The 18,408-nt window shown below is 59.0% G+C and carries 24 protein-coding genes; 7 read left to right on the forward strand and 17 right to left on the reverse strand.

What is annotated here, in order from left to right:
* Nucleotides 1–24 precede the first annotated feature (24 nt).
* Nucleotides 25–879, forward strand: coding sequence for an RNA polymerase sigma factor RpoH (rpoH, locus tag RHM56_RS24545; RefSeq protein WP_322236906.1), 855 nt, complete (start codon nucleotides 25–27; stop codon nucleotides 877–879).
* Nucleotides 880–1,005: 126 nt separating this feature from the next.
* Here the strand turns inward: rpoH and mtgA are convergent, their stop codons facing one another.
* Nucleotides 1,006–1,776, reverse strand: a complete 771-nt coding sequence (mtgA, locus tag RHM56_RS24550; RefSeq protein ID WP_416194872.1) for a monofunctional biosynthetic peptidoglycan transglycosylase — start codon at nucleotides 1,774–1,776, stop codon at nucleotides 1,006–1,008.
* 44 nt (nucleotides 1,777–1,820) lie between these two features.
* Here mtgA and RHM56_RS24555 point away from each other — a divergent pair, with 44 nt between their 5' ends.
* The 4 genes from RHM56_RS24555 to trmB all read left to right on the forward strand — a co-directional run bounded on the left by RHM56_RS24555 (nucleotide 1,821) and on the right by trmB (nucleotide 4,045).
* Nucleotides 1,821–2,192: a DUF423 domain-containing protein gene (locus RHM56_RS24555; RefSeq protein WP_322236908.1), complete on the forward strand. Its 372-nt coding sequence runs from the start codon at nucleotides 1,821–1,823 to the stop codon at nucleotides 2,190–2,192.
* A gap of 80 nt (nucleotides 2,193–2,272) precedes the next feature.
* Nucleotides 2,273–2,473 (forward strand): sulfur carrier protein ThiS, encoded by a 201-nt coding sequence (gene thiS, locus RHM56_RS24560; protein WP_322236910.1) that lies wholly within the window; start codon nucleotides 2,273–2,275, stop codon nucleotides 2,471–2,473.
* Between the two features lie 45 nt (nucleotides 2,474–2,518).
* Nucleotides 2,519–3,313, forward strand: coding sequence for a thiazole synthase (locus RHM56_RS24565; RefSeq protein ID WP_322236912.1), 795 nt, complete (start codon nucleotides 2,519–2,521; stop codon nucleotides 3,311–3,313).
* 9 nt (nucleotides 3,314–3,322) lie between these two features.
* Nucleotides 3,323–4,045, forward strand: a complete 723-nt coding sequence (trmB, locus tag RHM56_RS24570) for a tRNA (guanosine(46)-N7)-methyltransferase TrmB (protein WP_322236914.1) — start codon at nucleotides 3,323–3,325, stop codon at nucleotides 4,043–4,045.
* A 225-nt stretch (nucleotides 4,046–4,270) separates the two neighbouring features.
* On the opposite strand, the gene RHM56_RS24575 is transcribed toward trmB, so the two are convergent.
* From RHM56_RS24575 to RHM56_RS24615, 9 genes are all read right to left on the reverse strand, one after another.
* The gene (locus RHM56_RS24575; RefSeq protein ID WP_322236915.1) at nucleotides 4,271–4,597 is read right to left on the reverse strand and encodes a DUF3392 domain-containing protein; all 327 of its coding nucleotides are present in this window, start codon (nucleotides 4,595–4,597) and stop codon (nucleotides 4,271–4,273) included.
* Between the two features lie 9 nt (nucleotides 4,598–4,606).
* Complete coding sequence (gene hemW / locus RHM56_RS24580; RefSeq protein ID WP_322236917.1) at nucleotides 4,607–5,821, reverse strand: radical SAM family heme chaperone HemW; 1,215 nt, start codon at nucleotides 5,819–5,821, stop codon at nucleotides 4,607–4,609.
* Nucleotides 5,818–6,414, reverse strand: a complete 597-nt coding sequence (rdgB, locus tag RHM56_RS24585; RefSeq protein ID WP_322236920.1) for an RdgB/HAM1 family non-canonical purine NTP pyrophosphatase — start codon at nucleotides 6,412–6,414, stop codon at nucleotides 5,818–5,820. The genes hemW and rdgB overlap by 4 nt, the downstream gene beginning before the upstream one ends.
* Nucleotides 6,411–6,833, reverse strand: a complete 423-nt coding sequence (locus RHM56_RS24590; protein ID WP_322236922.1) for a DUF4426 domain-containing protein — start codon at nucleotides 6,831–6,833, stop codon at nucleotides 6,411–6,413. The genes rdgB and RHM56_RS24590 overlap by 4 nt, the downstream gene beginning before the upstream one ends.
* A 25-nt stretch (nucleotides 6,834–6,858) precedes the next feature.
* Nucleotides 6,859–7,479: a methionine biosynthesis protein MetW gene (gene metW, locus RHM56_RS24595; protein WP_322236923.1), complete on the reverse strand. Its 621-nt coding sequence runs from the start codon at nucleotides 7,477–7,479 to the stop codon at nucleotides 6,859–6,861.
* Between the two features lie 7 nt (nucleotides 7,480–7,486).
* Nucleotides 7,487–8,626: a homoserine O-succinyltransferase MetX gene (gene metX, locus RHM56_RS24600; RefSeq protein ID WP_322236925.1), complete on the reverse strand. Its 1,140-nt coding sequence runs from the start codon at nucleotides 8,624–8,626 to the stop codon at nucleotides 7,487–7,489.
* A 178-nt stretch (nucleotides 8,627–8,804) separates the two neighbouring features.
* Nucleotides 8,805–9,392, reverse strand: a complete 588-nt coding sequence (locus RHM56_RS24605) for a YggT family protein (protein ID WP_322236927.1) — start codon at nucleotides 9,390–9,392, stop codon at nucleotides 8,805–8,807.
* An 11-nt stretch (nucleotides 9,393–9,403) separates the two neighbouring features.
* Nucleotides 9,404–10,222, reverse strand: a complete 819-nt coding sequence (gene proC, locus RHM56_RS24610; protein ID WP_322236929.1) for a pyrroline-5-carboxylate reductase — start codon at nucleotides 10,220–10,222, stop codon at nucleotides 9,404–9,406.
* Nucleotides 10,223–10,254: 32 nt separating this feature from the next.
* Complete coding sequence (locus RHM56_RS24615) at nucleotides 10,255–10,941, reverse strand: YggS family pyridoxal phosphate-dependent enzyme (RefSeq protein ID WP_322236931.1); 687 nt, start codon at nucleotides 10,939–10,941, stop codon at nucleotides 10,255–10,257.
* Nucleotides 10,942–10,998: 57 nt separating this feature from the next.
* Between RHM56_RS24615 and RHM56_RS24620 the strand changes: the two genes are divergently transcribed.
* Nucleotides 10,999–11,988: a type IV pilus twitching motility protein PilT gene (locus RHM56_RS24620; protein ID WP_322236933.1), complete on the forward strand. Its 990-nt coding sequence runs from the start codon at nucleotides 10,999–11,001 to the stop codon at nucleotides 11,986–11,988.
* An 88-nt stretch (nucleotides 11,989–12,076) separates the two neighbouring features.
* On the opposite strand, the gene RHM56_RS24625 is transcribed toward RHM56_RS24620, so the two are convergent.
* Nucleotides 12,077–12,736 (reverse strand): C40 family peptidase, encoded by a 660-nt coding sequence (locus RHM56_RS24625; protein WP_322236937.1) that lies wholly within the window; start codon nucleotides 12,734–12,736, stop codon nucleotides 12,077–12,079.
* Between the two features lie 253 nt (nucleotides 12,737–12,989).
* Here RHM56_RS24625 and RHM56_RS24630 point away from each other — a divergent pair, with 253 nt between their 5' ends.
* Nucleotides 12,990–13,406, forward strand: coding sequence for an NINE protein (locus RHM56_RS24630; RefSeq protein ID WP_019409165.1), 417 nt, complete (start codon nucleotides 12,990–12,992; stop codon nucleotides 13,404–13,406).
* Between the two features lie 85 nt (nucleotides 13,407–13,491).
* Here the strand turns inward: RHM56_RS24630 and RHM56_RS24635 are convergent, their stop codons facing one another.
* The 6 genes from RHM56_RS24635 to RHM56_RS24660 all read right to left on the reverse strand — a co-directional run bounded on the left by RHM56_RS24635 (nucleotide 13,492) and on the right by RHM56_RS24660 (nucleotide 18,369).
* Nucleotides 13,492–14,763 (reverse strand): dihydroorotase, encoded by a 1,272-nt coding sequence (locus tag RHM56_RS24635; protein ID WP_322236939.1) that lies wholly within the window; start codon nucleotides 14,761–14,763, stop codon nucleotides 13,492–13,494.
* Complete coding sequence (locus tag RHM56_RS24640; protein ID WP_322236941.1) at nucleotides 14,760–15,764, reverse strand: aspartate carbamoyltransferase catalytic subunit; 1,005 nt, start codon at nucleotides 15,762–15,764, stop codon at nucleotides 14,760–14,762. Before RHM56_RS24640 ends, RHM56_RS24635 begins: the two co-directional genes overlap by 4 nt.
* A gap of 12 nt (nucleotides 15,765–15,776) precedes the next feature.
* Nucleotides 15,777–16,295: a bifunctional pyr operon transcriptional regulator/uracil phosphoribosyltransferase PyrR gene (gene pyrR / locus RHM56_RS24645; protein WP_322236943.1), complete on the reverse strand. Its 519-nt coding sequence runs from the start codon at nucleotides 16,293–16,295 to the stop codon at nucleotides 15,777–15,779.
* A gap of 83 nt (nucleotides 16,296–16,378) precedes the next feature.
* Nucleotides 16,379–16,819 carry a Holliday junction resolvase RuvX gene (gene ruvX / locus RHM56_RS24650; RefSeq protein WP_322236947.1) on the reverse strand — a complete coding sequence of 147 codons (441 nt, stop codon included), beginning with the start codon at nucleotides 16,817–16,819 and terminating at the stop codon, nucleotides 16,379–16,381.
* On the reverse strand, nucleotides 16,819–17,391 hold the full coding sequence (locus RHM56_RS24655) for a YqgE/AlgH family protein (protein ID WP_322236950.1): 573 nt from the start codon (nucleotides 17,389–17,391) through the stop codon (nucleotides 16,819–16,821). The genes ruvX and RHM56_RS24655 overlap by 1 nt, the downstream gene beginning before the upstream one ends.
* 78 nt (nucleotides 17,392–17,469) lie before the next feature.
* Entirely contained in the window at nucleotides 17,470–18,369 is a 900-nt protein-coding gene (locus RHM56_RS24660; protein WP_322236952.1) for an energy transducer TonB, read from the reverse strand.
* Nucleotides 18,370–18,408: the final 39 nt, after the last annotated feature.

Here is an 18,408-nt window from a genome sequence, read left to right on the forward strand (position 1 = left end):
TATGTAAGACGGAGGTTTTTTCGTATGACCACTTCTTTGCAACCTGCGTATGCGTTGGTCCCTGGTGCGAACCTTGAGGCCTATGTCAACACGGTGAACAGCATTCCATTGCTGACACCGGAGCAGGAGCGTGAACTGGCCGAGAGTCTCTACTATGAGCAGGATTTGGGGGCGGCTCGGCAGATGGTGCTCGCCCACCTGCGTTTTGTTGTACACATTGCCCGTAGTTATTCGGGTTATGGCTTGGCTCAGGCAGACCTGATCCAAGAAGGTAACGTCGGCCTGATGAAGGCGGTCAAACGCTTCAACCCTGAAATGGGTGTGCGTCTGGTGTCTTTCGCTGTGCACTGGATCAAAGCAGAGATCCACGAGTTCATCTTGCGTAACTGGCGGATCGTGAAAGTCGCGACCACCAAGGCTCAGCGCAAATTGTTCTTTAACCTGCGCAGCCAGAAAAAACGTTTGGCCTGGCTGAACAATGAAGAAGTTCATCGTGTGGCTGAAAGCCTCGGCGTAGAGCCTCGCGAAGTCCGCGAGATGGAAAGCCGCCTGACTGGCCACGACATGGCGTTCGATCCGGCAGCAGAAGCTGACGACGACAGTGCATTCCAGTCGCCAGCCAATTATCTGGAAGACCACCGGTACGACCCGGCGCGTCAACTGGAAGACGCTGACTGGACCGATAACTCCAACACCAACCTGCACGAAGCGTTGGAAGTGTTGGACGAGCGTAGCCGTGACATTCTGTATCAGCGCTGGTTGGCTGAAGAGAAAGCCACGCTGCACGACCTGGCCCAGAAATACAACGTGTCAGCCGAGCGGATTCGTCAGCTGGAAAAAAGCGCGATGAACAAGCTCAAATTGTCGATCGCCGCCTAACCCGGCCCGACAAAAAAACGCCCCGATCAGATCGGGGCGTTTTTGTTTGTGTTGCAAATACAGTGTAGGAGCGAGCTTGCCTCGCGATCTTTTGATCGTTTAAAAGATCGCGAGGCAAGCTCGCTCCTACAGTTGGTTTACTCCGCCCAGGGCATGTCGCTGCGGGGAGGTGTTCAGGGTGGTGAGGTAGTTGTCCCCGCCCAGTTGACGCATTTGCTGGCGAATCCACGCTGCACGGCTGGCCACATACGGACTAGGACGGCTGGCACTCCAGTTACGCGGGTTAGGCAGCACGGCGGCCAACTGACTGGCCTGCTGGCGCGACAGGTTTTTGGCATCCACGCCGAAGTGATGTTGAGCCGCCGCCTGCGCACCAAATACCCCGTCATCCCATTCGGCGCTGTTGAGGTACACCTCGAGGATCCGCTGTTTAGGCCACAACACCTCAATCAGCCCGGTAAACCAGGCTTCCAGGCCTTTGCGCAGCCAACTGCGCCCCGACCATAAAAACAGGTTCTTCGACACTTGCTGGCTCAGCGTACTGGCGCCACGCAACGTGCCGCCCTGCTCGTTGTGCACGAAGGCCGCCCTGATGGCACTGAAGTCAAAGCCCCAGTGTTCGGCAAATTTTTGATCCTCACCGGCAATCACTGCGACTTTCAGCTCATTGGAGATTTCATCCCAAGGCCGCCAGTTGCGTTGCAGATCAATGGGCTGGCCGTCGAACCATGACTCGACCTTGCGCTCGACCATCAGCGCGGTGCCGGGTGGCGGCACCCAGCGAAAAATCAGCACCAGCAACGCACTGCCCGCTGCGAACCAGAGCAGGGCTTTAAGAAAGCGATGTAAAAGATTACGCAGCATAGATGGCTTGGCCGAACCCGTTGAGCGCGCCATTATACAGACCCTGCGCCATTCGATGATCCTGACGGGAGTTAACCATGTTGCGCGTTTTTCTGATGTTGGCCGCGTTCTTCGGCTTTACCGGTGTGGCTCTGGGCGCCTTTGCGGCCCATGGCCTGAAAGACCGACTGAGTGAGCAATACCTGGCTATTTTTCATACAGGGGTGACCTATCAACTGGTTCACGCCCTGGCCCTGTTCGGCGTGGCACTGCTGGCGACCCAATTGCAAAGCCGTTTGATCACGTGGGCGGGTGTGTGTTTCGCGCTGGGTATCGTGCTTTTTTCCGGCAGCCTTTACGTACTGACTCTGACTGGCATCAGCAAGCTGGGGATGATTACCCCTATTGGCGGGCTGGGATTTCTGGCCGGTTGGTTGTGCCTGGGTCTGGCCGCCTGGCGCGTAAGTTAAGACTGTAGGACGAATGGCTTGGGTCGCCCTGACTGATCGGGCTAGAATGCGGGCCCCTAAAAATGATGGCAGCGTCGCGCATGCGCATTCAGTTGAACGGTGAATCCCTTGAACTGCCGGACGGCGAAACCGTTGCGGCTCTGTTGGCACGGCTGGAGCTGACGGGCCGTCGAGTCGCAGTTGAGCTTAATCTGGACATCGTGCCGCGCAGTCAGCACGCCGAGACGGTGCTCAAAGAAGGCGATCAGGTCGAAGTGGTGCACGCCATTGGTGGCGGCTAGTCCCACGCTCCCAACCGCCCTAACACACATAAAAGAGGATTCCCGATGAGCAATGTTCGCAGCGATAAGCCTTTTGTTTTGGCTGGCCGTACGTATCAGTCGCGTCTGCTGGTAGGTACCGGCAAGTACCGCGACCTGGAAGAAACCCGTTTGGCCATCGAAGCCTCGGGCGCTGAAATCGTCACTGTCGCTGTGCGTCGCACCAACATCGGTCAGAACCCGGGTGAGCCAAACCTGCTCGACGTGCTGCCGCCAGACCGCTATACCATTCTGCCGAACACCGCCGGTTGCTATGACGCGATTGAAGCCGTGCGCACCTGCCGTCTGGCCCGAGAACTGCTGGATGGCCACAACCTGGTCAAACTTGAAGTGCTGGCGGACCAGAAAACCCTGTTCCCGAACGTGATCGAAACCCTCAAGGCCGCTGAGATTCTGGTCAAAGACGGTTTCGATGTAATGGTGTACACCAGCGATGACCCGATCATCGCCCGCGAACTGGAAGCCATGGGCTGCATCGCGGTCATGCCGCTGGCGGGCCTGATCGGCACGGGGTTGGGTATCTGCAATCCGTACAACCTGCGGATCATTCTTGAAGAAGCAAAAATTCCGGTACTGGTGGACGCGGGTGTAGGCACTGCCTCCGACGCCACCATCGCCATGGAAATGGGCTGCGAAGCGGTGCTGATGAACTCGGCCATCGCCAATGCCCAGCATCCAATCATCATGGCCGAAGCCATGAAACACGCCATTGTGGCGGGCCGTCTGGCGTATCTGGCCGGACGCATGCCGAAAAAACTCTATGCCAGCGCCTCTTCGCCGCTGGATGGTCTGATCAAGTAAGAGCCACTGATGACTGAATCACTCGACACCCCAATCGCGGAAGAAGGCGACGACCGCCAGCACCGCCGCATCAAGAGCTTCGTGATGCGCGCCGGACGCATGACCGAAGGCCAGCAACGTGGGCTGGACCAAGGCACGCCGCTGTACGTCCTACCACTGGCCGATGCCCCGGTCGATTACGACCAGGTGTTTGGTCGCTCGGCGCCGCGCACACTGGAAATCGGCTTTGGCATGGGCCACTCCCTGCTGGAAATGGCGGCGGCTTCGCCTGAGCAAGACTTCATCGGGGTTGAGGTTCACCGTCCGGGTGTGGGCGCGCTGCTCAACGGCGTCCTGACCCAAGGCCTGACCAACCTGCGGGTGTATGACTGCGACGCCATCGAAGTCCTGACCCGTTGCGTGGCCGACAACAGCCTTGATCGCTTGCTGCTGTTCTTCCCGGATCCATGGCACAAGAGCCGTCACCACAAGCGCCGCATCGTACAAGCGTCGTTTGCCGAGCTGGTGCGCTCCAAGCTGAAAGTGGGTGGCGTGTTGCACATGGCGACCGACTGGGAACCGTACGCCGAATACATGCTGGAAGTGATGAGCGTCGCGCCTGGCTATCGCAACCTGGCCGAAGATGGCCAGTGCGTCCCACGCCCGGCCGAGCGCCCGGTGACCAAGTTCGAACGCCGCGGCGAACGTCTTGGGCATGGCGTGTGGGATTTGAAGTTCGAGAAACTGGCGTAAACGTTAAATCTGAGGCAGCTGGCTTGCCAGCTCCCATAGTCGTATTACGTGCCAGAAACCTCGTAGCAGTTGCCGAGCTCCGCGAGGCTACGTCCGACGACGCAGTCGTCGTAAATGGGTTGCCACGGTGCTTCAGTTAGATCTGGCATTCAGAATTTACGATCGCTACGCAATCGGACGCAGCCTCGCGGAGCTCGGCAGCTGCTACAGATCCTTTATGTGGGTTTATCCGCGGCGATCTGCGACTACACCGATCAACACCAGCACCACCAACAACACCGGCGCCAGGCTGTAGTTGTTGAACTGGCTCAGGCCGCGCTCAACCCATGGGGTGGCGTAGATCAGGGCCGCGCCGCTGCCGATCAGGCACAGCAGGGCCATCAATGGAACGCGCAAGGCACCGGCGATGTTGCCCAGTCGCTGTTCGACCCAGCCTTTGAAGTCCGCACCAAACAGCACCAACAAGCAGCCAATCAAGGCCAGGGCGATCTCCGAGAGGTGGCTGCGGCTCCAGCGCGATACGGTGGCGAGCAGGTCAAGTACCAGGTCCATTCGAGTTCCTTAGATCAAAAAGTGCTGCAACAAGTCGTTGAGAAACAATTGCCCCCGGGCCGTGGCGGCCAACCGTGTCGGTTCGACCTGCAATAAGCCGCTTTGTTCGGCGGCTTGGCGTCCAATATTCAAGCTGTCGAGGGGCAAACCTGTGCGCTGCGGGTAGAGCGCCGAGTCGACACCGTCAGTCAGGCGCAAGGCGTTCATTAGAAACTCAAACGGTAGCTCTTCCGCTGTCAGGGTTTTCTCGCCAGCTTGAAAGCTTTTGGCTGGATTGAGGTAGTCCTTTGGTAAGCGGGTTTTCCAAGTACGGACGATTCGGCCATCAGGATGGCTCAATTTGCCGTGAGCGCCAGCGCCGATGCCGATAAAGTCGCCAAAACTCCAGTAGTTGAGGTTGTGCCGCGCCGGGCGGCCCGGTTGGGCGTAGGCCGAGACTTCGTATTGGGCGTAGCCGTGTTCGGCGAGCAATGCTTGGCCAGCTTCCTGGATGTCCCACAAGGTGTCGTCTTCGGGCAAATCAGGCGGCTTGTTCCAGAACACGGTGTTGGGTTCGAGTGTCAGTTGATACCACGACAAGTGTGTCGGTTTGAGGGCAATGGCCTGGCGCAGGTCGCTCAGGGCATCGTCCAGCGACTGATCGGGCAAGCCGTGCATCAAGTCCAGGTTGAAGTTGTCGAAGCCCGCCAGGCGCGCCATACCGGCGGCGCGCACCGCTTCGTCGCCGTTGTGGATACGGCCCAGCGCCTGGAGTTTTTCTTGCTGAAAGCTCTGGATGCCAATCGACAGGCGATTGATCCCCAGCTTGCGGTAGGCCACAAACTTTTCTTGCTCGAAGGTGCCGGGGTTGGCTTCGAGGGTGATTTCGATGTCGCTGGCAAACGGGATGCGGGCTTCAACGCCTTTGAGCAGACGGCCCAGCGCTTCGGCGCTGAACAGGCTCGGGGTGCCACCGCCGAAGAAAATCGAGCTCAGTTCACGGCCATAGACGGTGTGCAGGTCTTGATCAAGGTCGGCCAGCAACGCGTCGACGTACTCGTCTTCTGGCAGCACCGGGCTTGCGGTATGGGAGTTGAAGTCGCAATACGGGCATTTGCGCACGCACCACGGAATATGGATGTACAGCGACAGAGGCGGCAGTTGCGTCAGCGGCGCGCGCGGCGCCTGCTGAGTAAAGCCAGCCGCACCCAGATAGAGCGGCTGTGGAGGTGTGTCGTGGGTCATTTCAGGCCCAAACGCTGACGCAGCAAGACCATGGCGCGGGCGCGGTGGCTCAGCTGGTTTTTCTCGGCCGGGCTGAGTTCGGCGCTGGAGCAGTTACGCTCAGGCACCCAGAACAGCGGGTCGTATCCAAAGCCATGCTCGCCGCTGGCCGCAGGCAGGATGCGCCCGTGCCACAGGCCTTCGCAGATGATAGGCAGCGGATCGTCGGCGTGACGCACCAGTGCCAGGACGCACACAAACTGCGCGCCGCGTTCGGCTTCGGGCACATCTTTGAGGGCGTCGAGCAGCTTGGCGTTGTTTGCCGCATCGCCTTGGCCGTCGGCATAACGGGCTGAGTAAATGCCCGGCGCGCCGCCGAGATAGTCCACCGCCAGCCCGGAATCGTCGGCCAGTGCAGGCAAGCCCGAGATGCGCGCCGCGTTGCGCGCTTTAAGAATCGCGTTTTCAACGAACGACAAGCCGGTTTCATCCGGCTCAACGCTGCTGAATTCTCCAATCGAGCGCAACTGCACCGACTCGCCGAGCATGGCTTGAAGTTCTTTGAGTTTGCCGGCGTTGTGGCTAGCCAGGACCAGTTGCGTAAGGTTAATCATTGGAGCGGAGCGACCTTTTGGGAAAATTCGATGCCTTTGGTTTCGCCGTTGACCTTGAGTTCAACATCAAACACATAGACTTGAGAGGATTTGACCGGGAACTGGGCGAAGTAATCAATCGAGCCCTGGTCATTGATCACCTGCTTGAAGGTGAGTGGCTTAGCTTTTTTTTCATCAATGGCGCGGTAAGTGCCCTTGATGGTGCTGGCGATTTTTTGATCAGCCTTGGCCAGGTTGACGTTCAAGGCGCCAAGGTGGTCGTTGCGCTGCAAGCCGTACTTTTGCGCGATCTCAGCGCTCAGGAAGTTGCTCATGAAGGCGTTGTAGTTGACCACTGTGCTGCCCACCTGGGTGGCCCCGGCGGCCATGGCCTGAACGGCAAAGCACATCGAGAGCAACAGCAATCCAATCCGTCCCATGATCGTTCTCCTTGAGCACACTGATTTAAACCGCGATTTGGTGATCCTGCAGGCCGGGGCTGCTGACACGGTAAATGCCAATCTCGCCTAACAGGTTAGGCCATAACTTACTCGCCCACCCGTGCCGGTGTTGTTGATCCACGGCAAGGCGATTGATCACGCGGGCTTCGCGCTCACTGCACAGCGCTTCGAAGTCTTCGAAGGTGCAGAAGTGAATGTTCGGCGTGTTGTACCAGGTGTACGGCAGAAATTCGGAAACTGGCATCCGGCCCTTGCTGGCCAAATACCAACGGCAACGCCAGTGACCGAAGTTCGGGAAGGTGATGATGCACTGGCGACCGACGCGTAGCATTTCGTCGAGAATCCGGTCGGGGTAGTGCACGGCTTGCAGCGCCTGGGTCATGACCACGATGTCGAAGCTGTTGCTGGCGAAGTTGCCCAGCCCCTTGTCCAGGTCTTGCTCGATGACGTTGATGCCTTTGGCGACGCACTCGGCAATGTTGTCCGGGTCGTTTTCCAGGCCGTAGCCGGTGACTTGCTTGTTGTCGCGCAGCCAGCTCAGCAGTTCGCCATCACCACAACCGAGGTCGAGCACACGGCTGCCGGCGGGGATCCAGTCTTGGATGATTTCCAGGTCGGCTCTCATGGCGTTCTCACAGTTCTATGCGGTTCATGTAGTTGCTGAAGGCTTGCAGGTAACGCGGGATCGGGATCAGGAAGGCGTCATGGCCTTGCGGAGCGTCGATCTCCAGGTAGCAGACGTCTTTTTTGGCAGCCATCAGCGCGTCCACCAGTTCACGCGAGCGCGCTGGCGAGAAGCGCCAGTCGGTAGTGAACGACATCACGCAAAAGCGCGCTTTGGCCCCGGCAAAGGTTTTGGCCAGGTCATCGTCAAAGTTGGCCGCCGGGTCGAAGTAGTCGAGCGCCTTGGTCATCAGCAGGTAGGTGTTGGCATCGAAACGCCCGGAGAACTCTTCACCCTGATAACGCAGGTAGCTTTCAACCTGGAACTCCACGCTGTGGAAGTCGTAGTTGAGATTTTCGTTTTTCAGGCCGCGGCCGAATTTCTCGCCCATGGAGTCATCGGACAGGTAGGTGATGTGCCCGACCATGCGCGCCAGCATCAGGCCGCGCTTGGGGATGACGCCTTTTTCCTGGAACGAACCGCCATGGAACTCGGGGTCGGTGAGGATGGCCTGACGCGCCACTTCGTTGAACGCGATGTTTTGCGCCGACAACTTGGGTGCCGAGGCAATGGCCAGGCAATGGCGCAGGCGATCCGGGTAGCTGATGCTCCACTGCAACGCTTGCATGCCGCCCAGGCTGCCGCCGATGACGGCCGCCCACTGGTTGATCCCCAGGCTGTCAGCCAGACGGGCCTGACTGTGTACCCAGTCTTCAACGGTCAATACCGGGAAATCGGCGCCAAACGGACGGCCGGTCTCGGGGTTGAGACTGCTCGGCCCCGTAGAGCCGTTGCAGCCACCGAGGTTGTTGAGGCTGACCACGAAGAACTTGTTGGTATCAATCGGCTTGCCGGGGCCAATGCAACTGTCCCACCAGCCGGGCTTGCGCTCGTCGGCACTGTGGAAACCGGCTGCGTGATGGTGCCCGGAAAGTGCGTGGCAGATCAGCACAGCGTTACTGGCCGTGGCATTGAGCTGGCCGTAGGTTTCGTAAATCAGATCATAGGCAGGCAGTGAGCGGCCGCAGGCTAAAGCCAGCGGTTCGCTGAAGTGCGCCATTTGCGGCACAACCAGACCAACGGAATCGGGGGGAAAGGCAGCTGGCATCGACCCTGCTCTCATTTAAATGAGGCGTAAGTCTAATGAGCGGGGGGCAGTGCAGCAAGCAATGGTCTGGGCTGATTTTTGAACTGAAATACAACCTCTGTGGGAGCGAGCTTGCTCGCGATCTTTTAAAGATCAAAAGATCGCGAGGCAAGCTCGCTCCTACATCAGGGTTTTCTCGTTAGATCAGGCCGAACAACACGACCGGCATGCCAACGTACATCGCCAAAGGCGGGATCACGTAGCTTTGGATCAACTGGATGACCATGAACGCGAGGATCGGCGAAATATCCAGGCCGCCCATGCTTGGCAGGAAGCGGCGGAACGGTGCCAGTGCAGGTTCAGTGATCTGGTTGACCAGCTCAGCGCCAGGGCTGCTGCTGCCCGGTGCCACCCACGACAGGATCACGCTGATGATCATGGCGAAGAAGAACACCTTCAAGAACAGCGCGGTGACGCCAATGATTGCCCAGGCCAGCAGGCCCAGCACGTTGAACGACATGTAGCTTAAGGTCAGCACCACGGCGAAGATCACCATCTGCACGATGATGGCCAGAACCAGCGATGACATGTCCAGCCCGAACAGGCTCGGGATCACGCGGCGCAAAGGCTTGAGCAGTGGTTGGGTGGCTTTGACGGTGAACTGGCACAACGGGTTGTAGAAGTTGGCCCGTACCAATTGCAGGATGAAACGCAGCAGCACGATCAGCAGGTAGAGGCTACCCAGGGTTTGAATCACGAAAATGGCAGCGCCATTAAGTCCAGACATCATGTGCTCCTTTATTGACCCAATTGTTCGGCCATTTCGGCCGAGCGGTGCGCGGCGGCACTCAATGCTTTTTCGACGATGGCTTCAAAACCATCCGCCTGGAATGACTTGATCGCAGCTTCTGTAGTGCCTGCTGGCGAGGTGACGCGACGGCGCAATTCAGCGGCGTCGACATCGCTGGCCACGGCCATGTGGGCGGCGCCCAGCGCGGTGTGTTGCGCCAGTTGCTCAGCGACTTCCCGCGGCAGACCGAGTTTGACGCCTGCGGCGGTCATGGCTTCGATCAGCAAGAAGAAATACGCCGGTCCGCTGCCAGAAACAGCGGTCACTGCGTCGATCTGCGCTTCGGTGTCTACCCACAGCACGATCCCCACGGCCGACAGCAGTTCGTCAGCGTGTTGACGTTGCTCAGCGGTGACATCGGCGGTGGCAAACAGGCCGCTCACGCCTTTGCCCAGCAATGCCGGGGTGTTAGGCATGCAACGCACCAGCGGCTGGTTGCCCAGCCAGTTCAGCAGGCTGGCGCAGGTGATGCCTGCGGCAATCGATACCAGCAGTTGATGCGGCTTGAGGTGCGGGCGCAGGTTCTGGCACACCGCCTTCATGGCCTGTGGCTTGACCGCGATCACAATCACGTCAGCGTCTTGCACGGCCTGTGCGTTGTCGGCGAAGACCTCAATGCCGTGCTCGGCCGTGACCTTGGCCCGCGTTTCTGCGCCGGGATCGCTGGCGCGAATCTGTGCAGCGTCCAGACCTTTGGCCAGCAGGCCGCCGATCAGGCTGGAAGCCATGTTGCCAGCCCCGATAAAGGCAATACACGTTTTGCTCATAACCGATCCTTATAAAAAGTGAGGCGAGTTTCTCAAGCCTGGCCGTAATCGCGTGCACCAAACAGCGCGGTGCCAATACGCACCCACGTGGCGCCTTGGGCAATGGCCGACTCCAGGTCGTGACTCATGCCCATGGAAAGTGTATCGAGCCCCAGGTTCAGGCTTTGTTGCAATGTGCGTACCGCTGCAAACGCGGCGTCTTGCTCCGCGCGAACCTCGGTGGGTTCGGGAATGGCCATCAAGCCGCGCAGTTTCAAGCGTGGAAGCGCATTGATTGCAGCCGCCAGCGCAGGCAGATCGTGTGGTGTGCAGCCCGATTTGCTGGCCTCACCGCTGACGTTGACCTGAATGCAGATGTTCAGCGGCGGCAAGTTGGCCGGGCGTTGTTCAGACAAGCGCTGGGCAATTTTCAGGCGGTCCACGGAATGCACCCACGCGAAATGCTCGGCGATATCACGCGTCTTGTTCGATTGAATGGGGCCGATGAAGTGCCAACACAAGGGCAGATCAGCTAATTCGACCTGCTTGGCGCGGGCCTCTTGCAGATAGTTTTCGCCAAAGTCGCGAATCCCGGCGGCGTACGCTTCGCGCAAGGCGGCTGCGGGTTTGGTCTTGCTGACCGCGAGTAAGTGAATGCTCGTTACATCACGTTGCACAGCCTCTGCCGCTGCACGGATTCGAGCCTCAACCTGAGCAATGTTGCCTGCTATCGTGGACATTCATTTAAGCCCGCCGTTGTGAAAGTCTGCGGCATTCTACTGGAATTGGGAGGGGGTATGGACATCGCCGACCTGTTGGCGTTTAGCGTCAAACACGGGGCTTCAGACATGCACCTGTCAGCAGGTGTGGAGCCTATGCTGCGGGTGGATGGGGAGATGCAGCGTTGCCAACTGCCGGTGCTGGCGCCGGATCAGGTGCGCGAACTTATCCGCAGCGTGATGAGCGACGCACAGCGCACAGCGTTTGAAACAGATCACGAAGCTGATTTTTCGTACACGATGCCGGGCTTGGGGCGGTTTCGGGTCAATGCCTTCGAGCAGCACCGTGGCGCTGGGGCGGTGTTTCGCAGCATTGCTGCGCAAGTCCCAAGCATTGAATCCCTCGGCCTTGGCGAGGTGTTTGGCGAGCTCTGTCGCCTGTCACAAGGGCTGGTGCTGGTGACGGGGGCGACTGGCTCGGGCAAGACCACCACCTTGGCGGCAATGCTTGACCACATCAACACCACCCGTCAGCAGCACATCCTGACCATTGAAGACCCGATTGAGTTTATTCACACGCCGCGTCAATGCTTGATCAACCAGCGTGAAGTGTCGCGTGACACCCACAGCGTAGCGGCGGCCTTGCGTGCGGCACTGCGCGAAGACCCGGACGTGATCATGCTGGGTGAAATGCGTGACCTGGACACCATTCGCCTGGCGCTGACAGCAGCAGAAACGGGGCACTTGGTGTTGGCGACGCTGCACACCGCGTCGGCAGCCAAAACGGTCGACCGGATCGTGGACGTGTTTCCAGCCGAAGAAAAAGCCATGGTGCGGGCCATGTTGTCTGAATCACTGCAGGCGGTGATTTCTCAAACGCTGGTTAAACGCGTGGGAGGCGGTCGGATAGCCGCTCACGAAATCATGCTGGCGACGCCGGCGATTCGTAATTTGATCCGGGAAAACAAGGTGGCGCAGATGGTTTCTACTATCCAGACCGGCGGGGCGGTGGGGATGCAGACGTTGGAGATGAGCCTGAAACGGCTGAAAGAAAACGGCTTGATATAACCGTGTAGGAGCGAGCTTGCCTCGCGATCTTTTAAACAGTCAAAAGATCGCGAGGCAAGCTCGTTCCTACAAGGGAGTGCGTGTGTGTTTAGCGCTGAACAACCTGCAATTTGGTTTGTTCTTTAGGCAATACACGCTTGGCAACCACGTAGTGGCTCTGCCAGTAAGGTTTGTTCAGGGTGTCGATGGTCACTGACTTGCCGCGACGTGGCGCGTGGATGAACCGGTCATTGCCCAGGTAAATGGCAACGTGGTTAACCTTGCGGCTCTTGATGTTGAAAAACAGCAAGTCGCCAGGTTTCAAATCCTTGCGTTCGATCTTTTGGCCATGGCCGCTGGCCATTTCGCTGGAACTGCGGGGCAGATTCACAGCTTTTACGTCGTTAAAGGCGTATTTGACCAATCCGCTGCAGTCGAACCCTTTACTTGGGCTGCTGCCGCCCCAACGATAAGGAGTACCCAGCACGTTAACGGCACGGCTCAATACAGCGCTGCTTTGCTTGTTGGCAGCGGTCAGTGAAGCGGTGGCAATTTTGCCTGGGACCTTGCGGTGCGCTTTACTGGACGTTGGGCGCACGACGGTTTTGGTCGTGGTTTTGCTGTTAGTGGCGACATGGGCAGCACTCGCAGATGACTTTGCGGTGAAGCCAGTGAAGCCGGATGGAAGATGTTGCTCACGATTGGTGGCGTGGGCGGCCAGTGGCATTAATAGGCAAATGGTTAGCCATGTCTTGAATATAGGACGCATTCGGCAGGGCTCAATGGGTGGTTAGCGCGAAACTTTATAACAGCTTTTTTGTCCTTTCTCAGGCCGTTTGTCGATTGGACTCGGGGGTCAAAAAGGCTAAACGTGGTGACGAAATGTCACATGGAAACTGTGCAAGTCAGGTAGTACAAGGCTTTGCGCCATTTTTTGTAAGACACTTTTACCTGTTGCGAGACAGTAAAAAAGTCACAAAAAAAGTCACAATATTTTTCTATCAGCAGCAAAGAGGGCATTTATGAGCGGCTATCGAGACGATGTACAGCGCGATACCCACAGCAAAGTGCTGGGTTATTTGCTCTGGATTTTTGGTTTCCTGGGGGCGCACCGCTTCTATTACGGCAAGCCGGTGACCGGGACGATCTGGTTTTTCACCTTTGGGTTGTTGGGAATAGGTTGGCTGATCGACTTGTTCCTGATCCCGAGCATGGACCGTGAAGCGGACCTGCGTTTTACGTCAGGTGATACCGACTACAACGTGTCCTGGATTCTGCTGACGTTCCTGGGCGTGTTTGGCGTACACCGCATGTACATGGGCAAGTGGATCACCGGGATCATCTACTTGTTCACGGGCGGTTTTTTCCTGATCGGCGTGCTGTATGACTTTTGGACCTTGAACGACCAGATCTCGATCAAGAACGCTGAGCGCCGTTAAGACACAAAACTCGTAGGAGCGAGCTTGCCTCGCGATCTTTTAAAAGATCGCGAGGCAAGCTCGCTTCTACAAGAGGGCTGCGTGCTTAGCCTTCGTAACTGATCCGCCCATCCACCAGCGTGTAACGCACGGCGCCCGGCAGGCAATGGCCGAGGAACGCGCAGTTGTCGCCTTTGGAGAGCCATTTCTCACCGGCAACTGTCGAAGCCGCCGGGTCGAACAGCACCAGGTCGGCAGGTGAACCCACCGCCAAACGACCCGCTGGCAGGCGCAATGCCTGAGCCGGGCCTGCGCTGAGGCGGGCGAGCAAGGTCGGCAAGTCCAACAGGCCGTCTTCTACCAGTGTCATCGCCAGTGGCAACAGCAGTTCAACACTGCTCATGCCCGGCTCGGTCGCGCCAAACGGTGCCAGTTTGGCGTCGCGCTCGTGAGGCTGGTGATGGCTGGAAATAGCCTGCACCACCCCCGACTTCACGGCCGCCCGCAGACCGTCGCGGTCAGCGCGGGTGCGCAGCGGCGGTTGCACGTGGTACACGCTGGAGAAGTCCACCAGCGCTTCATCCGTCAAAATCAGCTGATACAGCGCCACATCGGCGGTTACTTTCAGGCCGCGAGCCTGTGCCTGAGCAATCAGGGCCACGCCGCGTGCGCTGGTCAGTTGGCTGAAGTGCGCACGCACGCCACTTTGCTCAACCAGCAGCAGGTCGCGGGCCAGGGCCACGGTTTCTGCGGTTTCCGGAATGCCCGGCAACCCCCGGAAAGCCGCCATTGGGCCGTCGTGGGCGATGCCGCCTTCGGCCAGGTCGCGGTCTTGCGAGTTAAAAATCACTGTGAGGTCGAACGTCGCTGCATATTCCAGCGCCCGGCACAGGGTACGGGTGTTGCTGAAGCTGCTCAGACCGTTGCCGAACGCCACGCAACCGGCGTCACGCAGGGCAATCAGCTCGGCCAGTTGCTCACCTTCCAGGCCTTTGCTCAGTGCGCCGATCGGGAACACTTTGCAGTTACCCGCTTCGCGGGCACGGTCCAGGATCAATTCGGCCACCGCCGAGGTGTCGAGCACGGGCTTGGTGTGCGGCGGGCAGCACAGGCTGGTCACGCCACCGGCCGCCGCTGCGCGGGTTTCGCTGGCAATGGTGCCTTTGCGGCTGTAACCCGGCTCACGCAGGGCGACGTTAAGGTCAACCAGCCCCGGTGCCGCCACCAGGCCATGAGCGTCGAGGGTCTGGTTTGGGGTGAAGCCAGCAGGTGCCGCACCAATGGCGACGAGTTTGCAGGCTTCAATGTGCAGGTCTGTCACTTGATCCAGCTGGCTCGCTGGGTCGATTACGCGAGCGCCGAGAATGCTGAGCTTCACTGGGCCTTCTCCTGTTCGAATTGGCGCTGGGCCGTTTGCCCGCTCATGGTCATGGACAGCACGGCCATGCGCACGGCGATGCCATATGTCACCTGGTTGAGGATCACCGAATGAGGGCCGTCAGCCACTGCCGACTCAATTTCCACGCCTCGGTTGATCGGGCCAGGGTGCATCACGATAGCGTCCGGCTTGGCACCGGCCAGGCGGGCGGTGGTCAGGCCGAACAGGCGGTAGAACTCGCCCTCGCTCGGCAGCAGGCCTCCGGACATGCGCTCGCGCTGCAAGCGCAACATGATCACCACGTCGACATCTTTCAGGCCTTCGTTCATGTCGGTGTACACCTTCACGCCGTATTGCTCGATACCGATCGGCAACAGGGTCTTGGGTGCGATCACGCGGATGTCCTTACAGCCCAGGGTTTTCAGCGCGATCATGTTCGAACGCGCGACCCGCGAGTGCAGGATGTCGCCGACGATGGCCACCGAGAGGTTTTCAAAGCTGCCTTTGTGCCGGCGGATGGTCAGCATGTCGAGCATGCCCTGGGTCGGGTGCGCGTGACGGCCGTCGCCGCCGTTGATGATCGCCACCTGCGGGCACACGTGCTCGGCAATAAAGTGCGCGGCCCCGGAGTCGCCGTGACGCACCACGAACATGTCGGCGGCCATGGCTTCAAGGTTGCGCAGCGTGTCGAGCAGGGTTTCGCCCTTGCTCGCCGACGAGGTCGACACGTTCAGTGTGATCACGTCGGCGGACAGGCGCTGAGCCGCCATTTCAAAGGTGGTGCGGGTGCGGGTGGAGTTCTCGAAGAACACGTTGCACACGGTCTTGCCGCGCAGCAGCGGGACTTTCTTTACTGCCCGGGCGCCGACTTCAAGGAAGGAGTCTGCGGTGTCGAGGATTTCGGTCAGCAGCTCACGGCTCAACCCGTCGAGCGACAGGAAGTGGCGCAACTGGCCCTGATCATTGAGCTGTAGCGGGCGCTTGGCGTCTGTAGGCGTCATCGCAATGGTCTCTTAAAGGGCTGGGTCTAGAGATGAATCTTGAAGCTCGAGGGTCAGCGGCGCAGGGCCGGACAATTTGACGCGCTCGGTTGGCTTGAGTGACAAGGTCGCGCCCACCACGTTCGGACGGATAGGCAGCTCGGCAGCGTCCAGGTCCAACAGGCTGACCAGCGTCACGCTGGCAGGACGACCATAGTCGAACAGTTCGTTCAGCGCGGCGCGGATGGTACGGCCGCTCATCAGCACGTCGTCAATCAGCACCAGGTGCTGGCCTTCAATTTCGAACGGCAGGTCTGAGGGGCGCACTTGCGGGTGCAGGCCGTTTTGGCTGAAGTCATCGCGGTAGAAGGACACATCCAACGTGCCCAGCGGCGCATCGCTTTTCAGTGCACGCAGCAGCGCCTGAGCAACCCAGATGCCGCCGGTGCGAATGCCGATGAAACGGGGTTCGGTGATGCCGCGACGGGCCAGATGGGCCTTGAGATCAATGGCCATCTGAGAGATCAGTTCAGCGGGAACAGGCAAGATCATGGTGGCTCCTTAAAAGGCCCGCGTGGCAAAGCGTGCGGCGGCGGGCGCAAACAATGGGGCGCGTCAGTGGTGCAAACGCAGCGTCAGGCTTGAGGGTGTTCCGGGTGTTCGTCGAGCCAGCCTTGCAGCACCAGTTTGGCGGCGATGGCGTCAACGGGGTTGTCGCGGTAACTGCCTCGCTGGCCACCTTGGGCGCGGCGTTCGCCCTTGGCTTCGAAGGTAGTCAGACGTTCATCGTGGGTAAACACCGGCAGATTGAAGCGGCCATTGAGACGATTGGCAAATTTTTGCGCGCGGGCGCAGAACTCGCTCGGCGTGCCGTCCATGTTCAGGGGCATGCCGACCACCATGGCGTCGGGTTGCCATTCCTTGATCAGCTTTTCGATTTCTTCCCACTTGGGAATACCGTTTTCGGCTTTCAGGTTGCACAGCTCACGGGCTTGCCCGGTGATCATCTGGCCGACAGCCACCCCGATGGAACGGGTGCCGTAGTCGAAACCCAGCAGTAAACGAAGGCTGGCCATCAGGAATGGCCTGCTTGACTGGTTAGCAAATTAAGGTTCACTCCGAGGTGTTTGGCGGCTGCGTCGAGGCGCAGCTCGCTGGAAGTTGCAAACAGGATGTCACTTGAATAGGGGCAGGTCAGCCAGGCGTTGTCGGCCAGTTCGGCCTCCAACTGGCCAGCGTCCCACCCGGCGTAGCCCAGGCAAATCAAGCTGCGCTGTGGGCCGCGACCGTCAGCAATGCTGAACAGGATGTCGACCGAGGTGGTCAGTGCCAACCCGTCCGACAGTTCGACGGTGGCGTCAAAGTTCATCGTGGCGGGGTGCAAGACAAAACCGCGGTCGACCATCACCGGACCGCCGCCGTAGATGGGAATGTGCTGGCACAAAGGCGACGACAGTACATCGGGGCGCAACTGCTCAAGAATATCCGCCAGGCTCAGCTCCATCGGCCGATTGATCACCAACCCCATGGCCCCATTTTCCGTGTGCTCGACGATGTAGGTCACGGTGTGGGCAAAATTAGGGTCAGCCATGTGCGGCATGGCGATCAGGAATTGATGCTTGAGGTAGGTTGGCGTGTGCTTTTTCATGGGCCTAAGTGTGGCGCTGACTAGGGGAACTGACAAGTTGGCGATAGCGAAACAATTGGGGGCTCCGTGGGAGCTGGCTTAGTTACTCGACAACTGGTCGCCCGGGCCGAAGCGCCATGTGCGGATGATCTCAAGGCGGTCGATATCTGCCAGGTCGCCGGTAAACGGTGCAAAAGGCGCGGCCAGGCGCACGATGCGCTGCGCGGCTTGATCCAGCAACGGTTGCCCGGACGACTCCAGCACCAGCACTTCATGCAATGAGCCATCGCGGTTGATAGACACCAGCAGTCGCAGCTTGCCGTAGATCTTTTCTCGGCGCGCTTGCTCGGGGTAGTTCAGGTTGCCCACACGTTCGATTTTCTTGCGCCAGTCTTCTTTATACCAAGCACCTTTATCGCGCATGGTTGACGCCGCATTCATGCGGTAGATCTTTGGGCGTTTGGCATACAGCTGTTGTTCGTTGGCCAGTTCGGCTTCCAGGCTGGAAATCTCCCCGGACAGCTGCGAGCTGTCGAACGTAGGAACACTGGCCTTGGGCGCCGCTTCAGTTTTGACTTTTTGCGGTTCGCTCGGGGCTTTTTTGGGCTTGGGTGCCACCGTGGTCACGGCTGCTTTGGGCGCTGCTTTAGGCTGCTCGGGCTTGGCAGCCGGAGGCGGCGTGACTTTATTAACGGTGTTGTCCTGGAACGGGGCAATTTCGGTGGTCTTGGGCACGGCTTTTTTATCCAGCGTGCCGCTGCCCTGCTGGTTGTCTTGCGCCAGAAAGTCAGCTTTCTCAGGCGCTTTCTCGCTCTTGAAAGTCGACAGAGTGATTTCCAGGGTTTTGCTGATTTGCTTGGGCTCGCTGACACTGAAACCCACGCCCAAAATCACCGCAATATGGATCAGCGCTGCAACAAACAGGGTAAAACCCAGGCGATCAGCCGCCCGCGCGCCTTTGTGGCTGAGTTCGGAGGGCAGGTCGCTGGGGAGTGTCATGGCAAAAAGACCAACATCGCGGGTTTCACAGGGTGCGCA

Origin of the sequence: Pseudomonas sp. CCC3.1, from assembly GCF_034347405.1 — a bacterium.
Taxonomy (GTDB): Bacteria; Pseudomonadota; Gammaproteobacteria; order Pseudomonadales; family Pseudomonadaceae; genus Aquipseudomonas.

Bases quoted from the DNA above. Each gene is read 5' to 3' on its own strand.
- rdgB (WP_322236920.1), bottom strand. From the start codon at position 6,414: ATGATTAACCTTACGCAACTGGTCCTGGCTAGCCACAACGCCGGCAAA.
- metW (WP_322236923.1), bottom strand. From the start codon at position 7,479: ATGAGAGCCGACCTGGAAATCATCCAAGACTGGATCCCCGCCGGCAGC.
- RHM56_RS24575 (WP_322236915.1), bottom strand. From the start codon at position 4,597: ATGGACCTGGTACTTGACCTGCTCGCCACCGTATCGCGCTGGAGCCGC.
- RHM56_RS24630 (WP_019409165.1), top strand. From the start codon at position 12,990: ATGAGCGGCTATCGAGACGATGTACAGCGCGATACCCACAGCAAAGTG.
- proC (WP_322236929.1), bottom strand. From the start codon at position 10,222: ATGAGCAAAACGTGTATTGCCTTTATCGGGGCTGGCAACATGGCTTCC.
- RHM56_RS24625 (WP_322236937.1), bottom strand. From the start codon at position 12,736: ATGCGTCCTATATTCAAGACATGGCTAACCATTTGCCTATTAATGCCA.
- RHM56_RS24660 (WP_322236952.1), bottom strand. From the start codon at position 18,369: ATGACACTCCCCAGCGACCTGCCCTCCGAACTCAGCCACAAAGGCGCG.
- metX (WP_322236925.1), bottom strand. From the start codon at position 8,626: ATGCCAGCTGCCTTTCCCCCCGATTCCGTTGGTCTGGTTGTGCCGCAA.
- ruvX (WP_322236947.1), bottom strand. From the start codon at position 16,819: ATGGCCAGCCTTCGTTTACTGCTGGGTTTCGACTACGGCACCCGTTCC.
- RHM56_RS24640 (WP_322236941.1), bottom strand. From the start codon at position 15,764: ATGACGCCTACAGACGCCAAGCGCCCGCTACAGCTCAATGATCAGGGC.
- pyrR (WP_322236943.1), bottom strand. From the start codon at position 16,295: ATGATCTTGCCTGTTCCCGCTGAACTGATCTCTCAGATGGCCATTGAT.
- RHM56_RS24615 (WP_322236931.1), bottom strand. From the start codon at position 10,941: ATGTCCACGATAGCAGGCAACATTGCTCAGGTTGAGGCTCGAATCCGT.
- RHM56_RS24565 (WP_322236912.1), top strand. From the start codon at position 2,519: ATGAGCAATGTTCGCAGCGATAAGCCTTTTGTTTTGGCTGGCCGTACG.
- trmB (WP_322236914.1), top strand. From the start codon at position 3,323: ATGACTGAATCACTCGACACCCCAATCGCGGAAGAAGGCGACGACCGC.
- thiS (WP_322236910.1), top strand. From the start codon at position 2,273: ATGCGCATTCAGTTGAACGGTGAATCCCTTGAACTGCCGGACGGCGAA.
- mtgA (WP_416194872.1), bottom strand. From the start codon at position 1,776: ATGGCGCGCTCAACGGGTTCGGCCAAGCCATCTATGCTGCGTAATCTT.
- rpoH (WP_322236906.1), top strand. From the start codon at position 25: ATGACCACTTCTTTGCAACCTGCGTATGCGTTGGTCCCTGGTGCGAAC.
- RHM56_RS24555 (WP_322236908.1), top strand. From the start codon at position 1,821: ATGTTGCGCGTTTTTCTGATGTTGGCCGCGTTCTTCGGCTTTACCGGT.
- RHM56_RS24590 (WP_322236922.1), bottom strand. From the start codon at position 6,833: ATGGGACGGATTGGATTGCTGTTGCTCTCGATGTGCTTTGCCGTTCAG.
- hemW (WP_322236917.1), bottom strand. From the start codon at position 5,821: ATGACCCACGACACACCTCCACAGCCGCTCTATCTGGGTGCGGCTGGC.
- RHM56_RS24655 (WP_322236950.1), bottom strand. From the start codon at position 17,391: ATGAAAAAGCACACGCCAACCTACCTCAAGCATCAATTCCTGATCGCC.
- RHM56_RS24620 (WP_322236933.1), top strand. From the start codon at position 10,999: ATGGACATCGCCGACCTGTTGGCGTTTAGCGTCAAACACGGGGCTTCA.
- RHM56_RS24605 (WP_322236927.1), bottom strand. From the start codon at position 9,392: ATGTCTGGACTTAATGGCGCTGCCATTTTCGTGATTCAAACCCTGGGT.